13 protein-coding genes are annotated in these 12,774 nt (G+C 53.6%); 10 read left to right on the top strand and 3 right to left on the bottom strand.

Features of this window, described 5'->3' with window-relative positions; all coding sequences use genetic code 11:
• Nucleotides 1-52: 52 nt before the first annotated feature.
• From IPM28_04555 to IPM28_04525, 7 genes are all read left to right on the top strand, one after another.
• Nucleotides 53-865, top strand: a complete 813-nt coding sequence (locus tag IPM28_04555; protein ID MBK9172265.1) for a TonB family protein — start codon at nucleotides 53-55, stop codon at nucleotides 863-865.
• A 152-nt stretch (nucleotides 866-1,017) separates the two neighbouring features.
• Nucleotides 1,018-1,725 carry a MotA/TolQ/ExbB proton channel family protein gene (locus tag IPM28_04550; GenBank protein MBK9172264.1) on the top strand — a complete coding sequence of 236 codons (708 nt, stop codon included), beginning with the start codon at nucleotides 1,018-1,020 and terminating at the stop codon, nucleotides 1,723-1,725.
• Nucleotides 1,726-1,765: 40 nt separating this feature from the next.
• The gene (locus IPM28_04545; protein MBK9172263.1) at nucleotides 1,766-2,212 is read left to right on the top strand and encodes a biopolymer transporter ExbD; all 447 of its coding nucleotides are present in this window, start codon (nucleotides 1,766-1,768) and stop codon (nucleotides 2,210-2,212) included.
• Between the two features lie 48 nt (nucleotides 2,213-2,260).
• Entirely contained in the window at nucleotides 2,261-2,743 is a 483-nt protein-coding gene (locus IPM28_04540) for a biopolymer transporter ExbD (protein MBK9172262.1), read from the top strand.
• Nucleotides 2,744-2,808: 65 nt separating this feature from the next.
• Nucleotides 2,809-3,777: a hypothetical protein gene (locus tag IPM28_04535; GenBank protein ID MBK9172261.1), complete on the top strand. Its 969-nt coding sequence runs from the start codon at nucleotides 2,809-2,811 to the stop codon at nucleotides 3,775-3,777.
• Nucleotides 3,778-3,921: 144 nt separating this feature from the next.
• Nucleotides 3,922-6,132, top strand: coding sequence for a bifunctional (p)ppGpp synthetase/guanosine-3',5'-bis(diphosphate) 3'-pyrophosphohydrolase (locus tag IPM28_04530; protein MBK9172260.1), 2,211 nt, complete (start codon nucleotides 3,922-3,924; stop codon nucleotides 6,130-6,132).
• A gap of 109 nt (nucleotides 6,133-6,241) precedes the next feature.
• Nucleotides 6,242-6,619 (top strand): RidA family protein, encoded by a 378-nt coding sequence (locus IPM28_04525; protein MBK9172259.1) that lies wholly within the window; start codon nucleotides 6,242-6,244, stop codon nucleotides 6,617-6,619.
• 104 nt (nucleotides 6,620-6,723) lie between these two features.
• On the opposite strand, the gene IPM28_04520 is transcribed toward IPM28_04525, so the two are convergent.
• Complete coding sequence (locus IPM28_04520; protein MBK9172258.1) at nucleotides 6,724-6,918, bottom strand: 50S ribosomal protein L28; 195 nt, start codon at nucleotides 6,916-6,918, stop codon at nucleotides 6,724-6,726.
• 96 nt (nucleotides 6,919-7,014) lie between these two features.
• Between IPM28_04520 and IPM28_04515 the strand changes: the two genes are divergently transcribed.
• From IPM28_04515 to IPM28_04505, 3 genes are all read left to right on the top strand, one after another.
• Nucleotides 7,015-8,313 (top strand): SurA N-terminal domain-containing protein, encoded by a 1,299-nt coding sequence (locus IPM28_04515; protein MBK9172257.1) that lies wholly within the window; start codon nucleotides 7,015-7,017, stop codon nucleotides 8,311-8,313.
• Nucleotides 8,314-8,428: 115 nt separating this feature from the next.
• A complete protein-coding gene (locus IPM28_04510) occupies nucleotides 8,429-10,366 on the top strand; it encodes an ABC-F family ATP-binding cassette domain-containing protein (protein ID MBK9172256.1) in 1,938 nt (645 codons plus the stop codon).
• Between the two features lie 52 nt (nucleotides 10,367-10,418).
• Nucleotides 10,419-11,036: an inorganic pyrophosphatase gene (locus IPM28_04505; GenBank protein ID MBK9172255.1), complete on the top strand. Its 618-nt coding sequence runs from the start codon at nucleotides 10,419-10,421 to the stop codon at nucleotides 11,034-11,036.
• Nucleotides 11,037-11,143: 107 nt separating this feature from the next.
• Here the strand turns inward: IPM28_04505 and IPM28_04500 are convergent, their stop codons facing one another.
• Together IPM28_04500 and IPM28_04495 are read right to left on the bottom strand one after the other, a co-directional pair.
• On the bottom strand, nucleotides 11,144-11,467 hold the full coding sequence (locus IPM28_04500; protein ID MBK9172254.1) for a hypothetical protein: 324 nt from the start codon (nucleotides 11,465-11,467) through the stop codon (nucleotides 11,144-11,146).
• Between the two features lie 221 nt (nucleotides 11,468-11,688).
• Nucleotides 11,689-12,774 (bottom strand): hypothetical protein, encoded by a 1,086-nt coding sequence (locus IPM28_04495; GenBank protein MBK9172253.1) that lies wholly within the window; start codon nucleotides 12,772-12,774, stop codon nucleotides 11,689-11,691.

Genomic DNA, 12,774 nt, shown 5'->3' with positions numbered 1-12,774 from the left:
TTCATCGGGGCCCTGACCAAAGTTTGGCACCCTAAAACAGGGAGGATTAGAGATGTTAGATCAATTAGTCGAATCTAAAAGCCATGCAGGCGAAGATACCAGGCGAGGCGGTTTTCTTTTAACAACTGCCATCATAATGGTCACCGTCTTTCTCAGTGCCTGGCTCTATAGTCTTTTTGCAAAGGACTTCAATATGGGCGGCGACGAGCTTTCGCTTCAGACGCTCGTTGCACCTCCGGTGATCGAAGAAGCACCGGAACCGGAGCCGGAAAAGCAACCAGAGAAGCAGAAAGATCCGAACGTCGACGTTCGTAAAGAGATCATCGCCAGCATGTCGGAGACTCCTCCGAAACCGCCGGACAAAACCAGTGTTGTTAAGAACACTGTTCCGCCGAGGGATCCGAACAAGTACACGGTTCTGGGTGACAGGAACTACAGCGCGGCCAATGCACCGCCGCCGGACTACAAAGGACCGGTGAACGCCACCGGAACGGGAAGCGACAGCGCACTCAGAGGCGGAGGCGGTGATGGTGAAACCGGACGCGATGCCCCGCCGCCGCCGCCGACCAAGCCGCCCGTCCCGAAACAGATCTCAGGCGGTGTTCTTAACGGAAGGGCGACCAGCTTGCCCAAACCGCCATATCCGCCCGCAGCAAGAGCTGTCCGCGCTGGTGGTTCGGTAACGGTTCAGGTCCTGATCAGTGAAAGTGGTAGCGTCATCTCGGCGAGTGCCGTTAGTGGCCATCCGCTTCTCAGAGCCGCTGCTGTTCAGGCGGCCCGGAGTGCCCGTTTCAGTCCGACAATGCTTTCGGGTCAGCCGGTCAAGGTCTCGGGTGTTATCACATACAATTTTGTCGCTCCTTAATGGGACGATGAATGTCACGCGGCGGCAGATCGACCCTGCCGCTGCGTACAAAAGTTTTTTACGCAATCTTAAAACTTTTCGATTTCTTTGGAGGAAAAATCATGACTTTTTTCGCAAGCCTGCTCGGAAGTGAATTCCAGGGCACATTCCTTATGTTCGCTGCCGGTGGGCAAGAAAAGATCTCTTTCGGTATCTACGATATCGCCGCCAGTTTAACGATCCCGGGTTGGCTCGTTATCATCACGCTGATGATCATGACCGTCTACCTTATTGCTGTCGGTATCGAGCGTTGGCTTACCTACAACAAGGCCAAGGCGCAGTCCCGTCAGTATGCACCAAAAGTTGCTCAGGCTTTGAAGAACAGCAACATTGATGAAGCGATCAGCATCAGCGACAAGCACAAAGATTCGCACCTTGCAATGGTCGTTTCTTCGGGCCTCAAAGAATTCAGCGCGCATCAGGGAAATTCCGAGATAACGGCTGACGAAATGGAAGCTTCGAAGCGTGCCCTTGATCGGGCGATCGCCGTCAAGACGGCCGAACTCAAGCGCGGCCTCTCCGGACTCGCGACCGTTGGTTCGACCGCTCCGTTCGTCGGACTGTTCGGAACCGTTGTGGGCATCATCGGTGCTTTCGTCGCTCTCGCTCAGGCTGAAAATGCCGGTATCGGCGCGGTGGGTGCCGCTATTGCCGAAGCTCTCGTGGCAACCGCTTTTGGTATCGCCGTGGCCGTCCCGGCCGTTTGGCTTTTCAACTATTTTACGAACAAGGTGACAAGCTTCGGCGTCGAAATGGAAAACTCGGCATCCGAGTTGGTCGACTACTTCATCCGGCAGCGAACCAAACGACTGAACGGCTAGTTCGATATCCGACAGTATTAACGGAAGGGAGAATATTGCCATGGGAGCAAAAGTCGGGGGAACCGATGAATATAATTCGGAGATCAACGTAACACCTATGGTGGACGTCATGTTGGTGCTGCTGATCATCTTCATGATCGTTACGCCGCTCCTCCAACAAGGCGTTACGGTGAATATTCCGAAGGAGATGAACACGCCGGTCGAAGATGCCGAGATCACCAAGGATACGTCAGTCGTTATCTCGATACCGAACAATAACGATTTCTATATCGGGAAGGATCCGTTTCCGATCTCGGCACTTGGCGAAAAGATCCAGTCGATGATGAAAGACAAAGCGCCTGATAAACGAATTGTGTATATCAAGAGCGGCGTCGATGTCGATTATGGCACGGTCGTGCAGGCGATCGACACGATCCGCAAGCAGGACATCGACAAGATCGGTTTGGTTGCCGACCGTAAGAAGGGAGGCGACTCCGCTGAGAATTAGGCCCGAGGGCCGAAGGCGGTCCTTTTGTCTCCTCATGAGGTAATTATTATGGGAATGTCAACAGGCGGTGGCTCGCACGACGAAGCCACACCAAACATTAACGTTACCCCGCTGATCGACGTGCTGCTGGTGCTGCTGATCATCTTTATGATCATCACGCCGGTCAAGCCCAGCAAGTTTGAAGCAAAGGTGCCGGCAGAGCCCAAGGAGCAGCAGAATCTTGAGGTCAAGCCGAACCCGTTGACCCTGGTGATCGCGATCAACCGAGCTACTCGCGGCCTCTTGCTCAATAATGAGCCGGCGGGTACGGTCGATGAGCCTGAGGCGTTGACGACAAAATTGGCCGACATCTTCAAGCAGCGTGAGAATAATGACGTTCGACGCGAAGGCACGAACGAGATCGAGAAAACGGTCTTTATCAAATCGCCTACGTCCGTTCGTTACGGTGATGTGGTCAAGGTGATCGATGCAGCCAAAATGGCCGGAGCACAGCCGATCGGGTTACAGATCGACGATCTGTCAGCAGAATAATTTGGCCTTGCGACGCTCGGCGGCGTGGTCGCCTCCTGATCGTCCGGCCGTTAATGGAGCAGAAAATGAGATCTTCTCGTTTAGGGATAATTGCATTTGTAATCGTATCGGTATTATTTACCACGAATTGCACGTACTATAATCGGATCATGTCGAGGAAGAACCTCGTCGACGGTTCGGTTGCATACAAGGGGCGCAAGTTCGAAGAGGCCGAACAAATGTTCCGCAAGGCCGCCGAGCGTGACCCCGAGGGCGCAACTCTTGAGGGGCGAACAGCCCAACTGTTTTTGGCGAGAACACTGCATTCTCGCTACATCGGCGACCGTTCTAGAAAGGACCTCGCCGATTCGGCCATTGTCGAGTATCAGAAAATGCTTAAAATGGACCCGAACGAGCAAAGTGCATATAAAGCGGTTGCCGGCCTGCTTGAAAATCTTCAGAAGACCGATGAATGGCAGAAATGGGTGACTGAACGGGCGAATAATGAAGCGATCCTGCCGCAAAATCGAGCCGAGGCTTTGACGTCGCTTGCGGCAAAGCAGAACACCTGCGCAAACGAGATCTCCGACACCGAAAAGACCAAAAAGCCGATCAAGCGTGACGGCAAAGACGTTTTCCAATACATCAAGCCTGAAGATCCGGCAGAACTCGAGAAAATGCGGGCATGCGTCACCCTTGGCAATCAGCTGATCGAAAAGGCTTACGCCCTTGAGACCGACCTGGTCAAGAATGCAAAGGTTGCTGACGTCAAATCGCTCACCGACGGACAACTGAAGGAACGGCTTGATCTGATCAAGGTCTTCGAATCAGCTCGTTCTTACCGGGCGAGTCTCATCATTCAAGCTTCGCGATTGGCCGAAATGGACGGCAAGCAGCCTGAGGCCGATCAGCTCCGTGCCAACTCTGAAAAGGCCCGGGCTGAGTTTCTTGAGCTAAGCGAAGCCAGCAAGGCTATCCAGGCCGAGATCGATGCAAGGATCGCGGTCGAGCAAGAGGCCGCAAATGCTAACGCGGCAAACACAGCGGCCCAGTAGTTTTCGCCTTTGCGACCTACCTCAGGTGATGTTCGGTATTTGTTATCGGGCATCACCTTTTCATTTTGTATCGGGTCTTGCGTCGGTGAGATGAATCTGGTATTCGCGGTCCGAATGAATATACAATAGTAAAGACAGGCTTTTATGATCCGAATTGAAGACGTGATCGAAAAAGTGGAGCGAAACCGTCCGAACCCGGATGTCGATCTCATCCGGCGGGCCTATCTTTTCTCTGCTCTTCATCATAAAGGCCAAAAAAGGGCATCGGGCGAGCCATATCTGGTTCATCCGCTCGAGGTTGCCGACCTTTTGGCCGAAATGCGTCTCGATGAGGTCAGCGTCTCGACCGGGCTGCTGCACGACGTAGTCGAAGACACCCTAGTTGACCTCGATACGATCCGGTCCTATTTTGGCGACGAGATAACTCAGCTTGTTGACGGCCTTACCAAGATCGCGCAGATCAGCAACCTCTCGAAAGAACGCCAGCAGGCCGAAAATGTCCGTAAAATGGTCCTCGCGATGATCACCGACGTCCGCGTCGTGCTGATCAAGCTCGCCGACCGGCTTCACAATATGCGGACGATGCAGTTCCTGAAGCCCGAAAAGCGTGCCCGGATCTCTCAGGAGACGCTTGATATTTACGCACCGATCGCTCATCGTCTCGGGATGGGTAAGGTCCGAAGCGAACTAGAGGACCTTTCATTTCAAAACCTTTATCCTGACGAATACAAGCGGCTCGCTAAAGAAGTTGACGCGCGTCGTCCCGAACTCGAGGCAACGCTCGACAGGATCACTACGACCATCAGAGAGCGTTTGACGGCCAACGATGTGCCGTATGTCGAGATCCAGGGACGCGTAAAGAGGCTTTATTCGCTGTGGAAAAAGCTCAAGAAGCAGAAGCTGACGATCGAACAGGTCTACGATCTGATCGCGGCCCGGGTCATCACCCCTAACGACCGTAAATATTGCTATCTCGCTCTCAGTGTCATCCACGATACGTGGACGCCTGTGCCCGAGCGTTTTAAGGACTGGATAGCGATACCTCGCGATAATCTATACCGGTCGCTGCATACGTCGGTCATAGGCGATACCGGTCAGGCATTCGAGGTGCAGATCAGGACCGAGGATATGCACCACATCGCCGAAGAAGGCGTTGCGGCACACTGGAAATATAAAGAAAGCAAGCTCGGTTCTGCCGAGGACGATGAAAGCCTCGACGAACTTCGGAAGACCGTCGAAAAACTCCTTTTACCACTGGTCGAGAACACGCAGACCAATGACGATTCCGAAGACTTTATCGAATCGCTGAAACTTGATCTTTTTCCGAAAGACGTTTACGCATTTACCCCGATGGGCCGGGTAATTCAGCTGCCACGGGGTGCCTCGCCGATAGATTTCGCCTATGCCATTCACTCGGAGGTCGGCGACACATGTACCGGAGCAAAGATCAACGGCCGTATCGTGCCGATCAAGACCGAGCTACAGAACGGCGACGTAGTCGAGATCTTGACGACCAGCAATTCCAAGCCATCGCGTGACTGGCTTAATTACGTGATCACCTCAAAGGCCCGCAATCGGATCCGACATTGGATCTCGGAACAACAGCGTGCCGATTCGATCGAAATAGGCCGGAAACTCCTTGAGAAAGAGGCCGATCGATTCCGTGTCGCGCCGAAAAAGCTGTCGAGCAACGATGTCGAAATGAAACGGATCGCGAACGAATACGGCCTCGGGCGCCCCGACGATCTCTTCGCGTCGATCGGATACGGCAAGACTCTGCCGCGAAACGTGCTCTTGAAATACCTTGGCGCCGAGCGGTTTGCCGAACTCGACCCCGATAAACGCAAGGAAACGCGGCTCGAGACCGGTATGAAGGCCGTCAAGAAGTTCATCGGGCTCGGCGAAGACGCGATCATCGTAAAGGGTGTCGACAATCTGCTTACGACCCGAGCCCGTTGCTGCAACCCGCTTCGCGGCGAAGACATCGTCGGCTACATCTCGCTCGGTAAGGGCATCGTCGTTCATAACAAGCGATGCAAGAACGTCAAACAACTGATGGTCAATCGCGACCGGATCGTTGAAGTCGAATGGGCAAAGAGCGAAAAGGAAGAGATCCAATCGGTTCGTATTTTAGTTACGACTGAAAACCGCACCGGGATGCTTGCCGGCATCACCAACGCAATTGCCGAGATCAAGACAGCTATCCGAGATGCGAGGGCAAATGTGTCTCGCGACGACAAAGGTTTGATCGAGGTGACCGTTGAGGTTTTTGATAAGAAGCACCTCGACAAGGTCCTAAGCGCGATCGAAAAGGTACCTGGCGTTATCGCCGTCGAGCGAATGAACGCCGCCTGAAGATCTTGGCCAAAACTCCGTTCTTACTGGTCCCGTTTTACATTTGACTGCCAATTCTGCTAAAATTCGCCTTTTGCTTGAATTATAGCAAGGCCGCGGTTTACATCTGATGAACGAGATAATTTCAACTGACAAAGCACCGGGCGCGATCGGGCCCTATTCGCAGGCCGTCAAAGCGAACGGTATGGTCTTCTGCTCGGGTCAGATCCCGATCGATATTGCGACGGGCGAGTTCGTCTCTGATGATGTCTCGAAACAAACGGAACAGGTTTTGAAAAATCTTGCCGCTGTCCTTGAGGCCGCGGGAAGCGGCCTTGATAGGGTCGTTAAAACGACGGTCTTCCTAGCGGATATGAATGATTTCGCGGCGATGAACGAAGTTTACGGGCGCTATTTCGACGCAAACAAGCCGGCCCGTGCGACGGTTCAGGCAGCCAGATTGCCACGTGACGCAAAGGTCGAGATCGATTGTATAGCGACTGTCTGAGTCCGTTATGACCCGCAAGGCGATCGCGGCCTAAACGAAAAGCCAAACGCCGATCGATGATAAGCGTTTGGCTGTTGAAAATTTAGAAAAATTGGGCGCCGTTACTAAGCGGCCTTTACGATCTTCCCCGATTTGATACAACGGGTGCAAACCTTCAATCGACTATTGCCGCCTGTCGGCATCTGAACCCTGACCGGCTGAAGATTCGGATTAAAGCGCCGGCGTGTTTTATTGTTAGCGTGGGAAACGTTATTCCCAAATTGCGGCCCTTTGCCGCAGACGTCACATCGTTGTGCCATAAATGATTGCCTCCATCTAGCGTGGGGAAAGTTCAAAGAGTTATTGAAAACTCAAAAACAAGTTTTATAACAAACTTCGATAGGTATAGTCAAGTAATGAGCAATATTGTCAAATTCAAAGGAGCTAATTCCATAGTGCAAAATCTTAAATCGAGATCCGCCGTCGTCGGATTGATCGCTATTTTTTCTGTCGTTCTGGGTGCGTGTTCCGGCGGACCCGGGCCGGGCCCTGGCGGTTCGGACCCGAATGAGGTCGCCGCCCGTGTGAACGGCAAGGAGATCAAACTCGAAGAGGTCGAGAAAGCGATCAAGGCTCAGAGCCAGGGCGAAGAGACCAACTTCTCGCCACTCGAGCTTGCCTCGGCCCGGCTCACCGTTCTTCAGCAGTTGATCCAGACCGAGGTGATGTTCCAGAAGGCGGAGAAAGAACAGACCGTTCCGACCGAGGACGAGGTCACCGCTGAAATGAACAAGCGAAAGACCTCGAGCGGGCTTTCAGCCGAAGAGTTCGAAAAACAGATGAAGGCTGCCGGCGAAAGCGAACAGTCGTGGCGGCTCAACGTCAAAAAGGAAATGGCTCTCCAGAAATTGCAGGAGAAGATCGCCGGAAAGGTGGAATCGCCGAAAGACAGCGAGATCGAATCGTTCTTTACCGGCAACCGAGAACAGTTCAAGAACAAACGTGGTGCTGAGCTTGCGGCGATCGTCATCGACCCTGTCAATGCCGGTCAAGGCGATACGACGACCAACGAAGCCGAAGCGCAGCTTCGAGCAAAAGAGGTTGGCGGGCGTGCTCTTTCGGGGAGCGACTTTGCGACATTGGCTCGCGAGTTCAGCGAAGATCTCGAGACGCGCTCACGCGGCGGAGATTGGCGTTATTTCACGGAAGACGAACTTAAGCAGGCGTTCGGTGCCGGTGTCGCCGATTTTGTGATGAACAAAATGCAAAATGGCCAGATCGTCCCGCAGGCATTAACACTTGACGGCAAGATCCTGATCGTCAAACTTCAGCGTAAGCAGGAGCGTGACGAGGACCTGACGCTCGAGAGCCCGCAGGTTCGGCCTCGGATCACCGAATTGCTTATCAACGCCCGCAAGAATCTTCTCTGGCAGTCGTACATCGCCTTGGCGATCAATGAAGCTAAGGTCGAGAACATATTGGCGAAAAAGGTAGTTGATAATCCGAATGAACTGAGCGGCGCACGTCCCGCTTCGGCCGCAACGCCGGCGAATGCTAATACTTCGGCTAATACGAATACCGCCGCAGCAAACACGAACACGGCCGCTGTAAATACTAATGCGGCTTCGAATTCGAATTCGAATGCCGCAAATACCAGCACGACGGCGGCTCGCTCGAATACGAATGCGAACTCCGGCGGCAATGCGAACCGTTAAACTGCGTTTCTGGGTTTAGCGAGAACTATCAAGGCCACAGAAAGTCACGGGCAGTTCCGGGTCACGCAATTTTGGCCCATAACCGCGGACCTTTCTGTGGCCGGTCCATTTTCAAATGCTTTTCCGACTATCAGACGTAACGAAATCATACGGCGGCACCGAGGTGCTGCGCGGCGTATCTTTTCAGGTCAACCCCGACGAAAAGATCGGGCTTGTCGGCCGTAACGGCGCGGGAAAAACGACCGTGTTTCGTCTCGTGACCGGGGCCGAAGAGCCCGATTCCGGCGAGGTCGTCAAGATCAATGGGCTGCGGCTCGGACTCCTCGACCAACACGTCGATTTTGCCTCCGGCGATACGGTCCATACGGCGGCGTTGGCAGCTTTCAAGGAGATCCATGATATCGAGGCCGAAATGCGTAGCCTTGAAAAGCGAATGGAGACCGATCATTCCGACGAGGTGCTCAATCGTTACGCCGATCTTCAGATCGCCTTCGAGCGTGCCGACGGCTTTACCTATTCGGCGCGTGCCGAGGCGATCCTGCTCGGTCTCGGGTTTACAAAAGAGCAGTGGTCGCTTGATACCGGAATACTCTCAGGCGGACAAAAGAACCGGCTCGGGATGGCGAGACTGCTGCTTTCCGGTTCTGACGTTCTGCTGCTCGATGAGCCGACGAATCATCTCGATGTCAACGCCGTCGAGTGGCTCGAAGAATTTCTGCAGACGTACGATCGTTCTTACGTCGTGATCAGTCATGACCGCTATTTTCTCGATAGGACGACCGACCGCATCATCGAGATCGAGAATGGAAGGGCCGTCAACTACAAAGGAAACTACTCGAAGTACATCGTCGAACGCGAACTGCGGCGTGAACAGCAGATGCGTGAATACGAGAATCAGCAATCGCTGATAAACAAAACGCAGGAGTTCATTCGCCGAAATCTCGAGGGGCAAAAGACCAAGCAAGCGAAATCGCGCCGAAACATGCTCGAACGCATGGAACGGGTCGAAGCTGTTGCGGCCGAAAAACACGGCGGCAGTTTCGGTCTGAAAAAGGTCGAGCGTACAGGCAATAACGTCATCACGGCCGAAGACCTTGCGGTCGGCTACGGCGACAAGCGGCTTGCAGACGGCATCAATTTTTCGCTCCTTCGCGGCGAGGTGCTCGGCGTTATAGGTGCTAACGGAACCGGGAAGACCACGCTTTTGAAAACCCTGCTTGGCGAGATCCGCGAGCTCGGCGGCGAGATCCGTTGGGGTGCAAAGACCAACATCGGCTACTATGCTCAGAACCTTGACGAGCTGCATCCGGCCAATGAGGTCATTCAGGAGCTTCGCCGTGTGGCACCGCTGGCCGACAATGGCGAGCTCCGATCGTTCCTTGCCCGATTCTTGTTCCTGGGCGAGGATGTATTCAAGAACGTCCGTGACCTGTCGGGCGGTGAAAAGGGAAGGCTTGCCCTTGCGAAATTGATCTATTCGCGTAAGAACGTCCTCATCCTCGACGAGCCGACCAACCATCTGGACATTCCCGCGCGTGAAGCTTTGGAAGACGCTCTCGCCGAATACGATGGAACGATCGTCACCGTCAGCCACGACCGATTTTTCCTCGACAAGATCGCCACCCAGATCCTCGCGTTCGAACCCGACGGAGCGGTCGAGACCTTTGCCGGAAACTATACCGAATATCACGACTGGAAGCTGAACCGGGCGGCGAGCTCCGGGGTCTCAGGTTCCGGATCGGCGGCGAGCGGACCCGGAGGATCGGCATCATCGAACGATCCGATTCAGGTATCGCGTTTCAGCAAGAACCAGATCCGGCAGATGCAGGAACGCGTCGCAAAACTTGAAGCGTCGATCGCCGAAAAAGAGGATGCACTTGCCCGCTATTCGGCCGCTATGTCCGACCCCGAGGTCGCCAAGGATGCAGACCGCGTTGAAGAACTCGCCCGCCTGATCGCTGAAACCGAATCGGAGATCGACAAACACACAGCCGAATGGGAACGGCTCTCGCTCGATCTCGACCCTGAGGCGGGGACCGGTGCAGCCGCATGATCCACGGGCTCGTGCGATAGACATTGCCCCGACATGGTCTGATAATAGGCTCATGTTCCGAACCGACAAAGCTCATCCCTGGCACGGTATCCCGATCGGTGAGAACGCGCCTGGCGAGGTATCCGTTTTCATCGAGATCGTTCCGCGCGACACCGTAAAGTATGAGGTCGACAAGGAGACGGGTTATCTGAAGATCGACCGGCCGCAGCAATACTCGAATGTCGTACCGGCAAACTACGGCTTCATTCCGCAGACGTATTGCGGCGAAGGCATTGCCGCTCTTGCCCGCTCAAAGACCGATATCGCGATCAGCGGCGGCGACGGCGACCCGCTTGACATTCTCGTCCTTAGCGAGCACCACATACCACGCGGCGATATCATCCTGGTCGCGAGGCCGATCGGCGGGTTTTGTCTTGTTGATGATAATGAGGCCGACGACAAGTTGATCGCCGTCCTAAAGGGCGACAAGGTCTTTGAGCAGTACACCGAGATCGCTCAGCTGCCAAAGGGCATACTCGAGCGGTTCGAACATTACTTTCTCACCTACAAATCGCTCCCCGATGCACCGAACGTTTGCGAGATCGCCTATTCTTACGGCCGTGAAGAAAGCTATAACGTGATAAACGCGGCGATCGCCGATTATGCCGAATTGACCGGAAATTCGCGTTGAGGCTGTAGATCCCGATCAGTTCTCTCAGCATCGATGAGACGACGATCGACGGTGCTCTCTTATGATCGCAAAGCTTCACATTCTTCAGCGCTCGGCAAACCGCTGAATTAACGCGAGACCTCGACCTGTTTGTTCTCCGCGTCGTAGATGAACGTCCGGCCCTCGGCGTCGGCGGTCACATTTCCGGCCGCGTCGTAGCTCCAGCCTTGGCCCGCGGCCATCCGGTTGTCCGAGGCGTTTAGGTCGGGGTTGAGCATCTTCTTGTCCGCCTCGCAAACGACCGCCGTGCTGCCATCCACACAACCCTTGGGCAACGTCGTCGTCAGGTTCTCGTTAAAGTTCCGGTTGCCGTATCGGTCAAACGTATAAGTCTGGTTCCAGTTCACCGTCGTCTCGGTCTTCTCCTCCGCCGATGTGATGCGGTTCAGCATGTCATAACCATACTTCTGATCAAAGACCAGATCGCTCTCAGCCGTCAGCCGCCCTTACGACTCGGCTGTTAGGCGAACAAGGGCCGATAAGGAAATGCAAGAACTGATCACGCAAGTTCATGAGCGGAGCTACAACGCAAGAATCGCAATATCGTAGGCCTGACCCCATTGTTCTTGTGTCGTTGAGCCAAGCAATAGTTCCGCGACTTAATCAAGCGCTTTTAGTCAACACCATATTTTAGGATCGTGCTGTTGAGACCGCTTATCCAAATATTCTGCTCATTGAGATAAAAGATGCTGTAGAGATCATGCGTAGTGGGAACCGGTACATGGTGCCACGATTTCCCATTGTCATTTGAGTAGAAAAGACTTCCATCACTTCCTGTCAGCCAACCCTTTCCCTTTCGGAAATCAATATCACTGAAAAAGCGAATTTCTTTGGGAGTTCTGTTCTCCCACGTTGCTCCTCCATCTGGACTAGCGAGGACGATGCCGGTTAAACCCGTAGCGACCGAGTTGCTGTTCGGATAAAGCATTTTATGTCCCAGCATCCAGATATGGCCGTCGAGTTGCTTGACTTTCGAAAATGTAAACTCTGAAGGCGTACTCAGTCGGGATAGTCCTCGACCGTCGTATCGATACACGGCCGAATTTCCGATGGCAATTACAACTCGCCCCGTACTCCAGCAAGACACTCTCCTTAGCTCTTCCTCTGTACGAACGACATTTTCGACCTTGACGGATTCTTCACGGACAGTAGCTTGCACCAGTCCGATATTGCTGGCAATCCAAGCGCTGTCGGACGATGTAAAACAAATGTCCCAGAAAGTTACGGACTCGGTGAGAAATTCCCTTTCATCGCCGAAGTCAATTTCCAACTGAGACCACGTTTTCGCTTTATCCTTTGAACGCGTTACTGTGGCAGAACGAGGTTTCTCATCGGGATCCGTCGAGCGTATACCATCACGATCTCTCGATCCGACGCCCCAAACATTCTTAGTCTCGTCAAAAGCAAAGGAATGGAACTCGGGGTCGCCAGTATTTTCGTATTGCCAAACAACTGTCCATTCCTTTCCGCCGTCGGCTGTGCGATCAATCCGAAGACCGTTTGTTGTGAACCCTTCATTCTCATTAAAGAAAAATAAGTCCGTTTCAAGTGGTACAATTGGGGGTGGCCTGTCGCTCGTCTTCGACAGCAGCTTCCAGGTTCCCTCGAACTCAGTCCTATGGTTGGGGGATGCAAGATTGCAGCCGCTCAACAACACTCCGAGCAATACGAAAAGAAAGAAAATCATTGTTTTTTTCAT

It is taken from the genome of Chloracidobacterium sp. (assembly GCA_016716305.1).
Taxonomy (GTDB): domain Bacteria; phylum Acidobacteriota; class Blastocatellia; order Pyrinomonadales; family Pyrinomonadaceae; genus OLB17.
This window is presented reverse-complemented; position numbering and strand designations above follow the sequence as displayed.

Excerpts from the sequence above, each read along its gene's own strand:
- IPM28_04555 (MBK9172265.1), top strand. The coding sequence starts at position 53 with ATGTTAGATCAATTAGTCGAATCTAAAAGCCATGCAGGCGAAGATACC.
- IPM28_04550 (MBK9172264.1), top strand. The coding sequence starts at position 1,018 with ATGTTCGCTGCCGGTGGGCAAGAAAAGATCTCTTTCGGTATCTACGAT.
- IPM28_04545 (MBK9172263.1), top strand. The coding sequence starts at position 1,766 with ATGGGAGCAAAAGTCGGGGGAACCGATGAATATAATTCGGAGATCAAC.
- IPM28_04540 (MBK9172262.1), top strand. The coding sequence starts at position 2,261 with ATGGGAATGTCAACAGGCGGTGGCTCGCACGACGAAGCCACACCAAAC.
- IPM28_04535 (MBK9172261.1), top strand. The coding sequence starts at position 2,809 with ATGAGATCTTCTCGTTTAGGGATAATTGCATTTGTAATCGTATCGGTA.
- IPM28_04530 (MBK9172260.1), top strand. The coding sequence starts at position 3,922 with ATGATCCGAATTGAAGACGTGATCGAAAAAGTGGAGCGAAACCGTCCG.
- IPM28_04525 (MBK9172259.1), top strand. The coding sequence starts at position 6,242 with ATGAACGAGATAATTTCAACTGACAAAGCACCGGGCGCGATCGGGCCC.
- IPM28_04520 (MBK9172258.1), bottom strand. The coding sequence starts at position 6,918 with ATGGCACAACGATGTGACGTCTGCGGCAAAGGGCCGCAATTTGGGAAT.
- IPM28_04515 (MBK9172257.1), top strand. The coding sequence starts at position 7,015 with ATGAGCAATATTGTCAAATTCAAAGGAGCTAATTCCATAGTGCAAAAT.
- IPM28_04510 (MBK9172256.1), top strand. The coding sequence starts at position 8,429 with ATGCTTTTCCGACTATCAGACGTAACGAAATCATACGGCGGCACCGAG.
- IPM28_04505 (MBK9172255.1), top strand. The coding sequence starts at position 10,419 with ATGTTCCGAACCGACAAAGCTCATCCCTGGCACGGTATCCCGATCGGT.
- IPM28_04500 (MBK9172254.1), bottom strand. The coding sequence starts at position 11,467 with ATGCTGAACCGCATCACATCGGCGGAGGAGAAGACCGAGACGACGGTG.
- IPM28_04495 (MBK9172253.1), bottom strand. The coding sequence starts at position 12,774 with ATGAAAAAAACAATGATTTTCTTTCTTTTCGTATTGCTCGGAGTGTTG.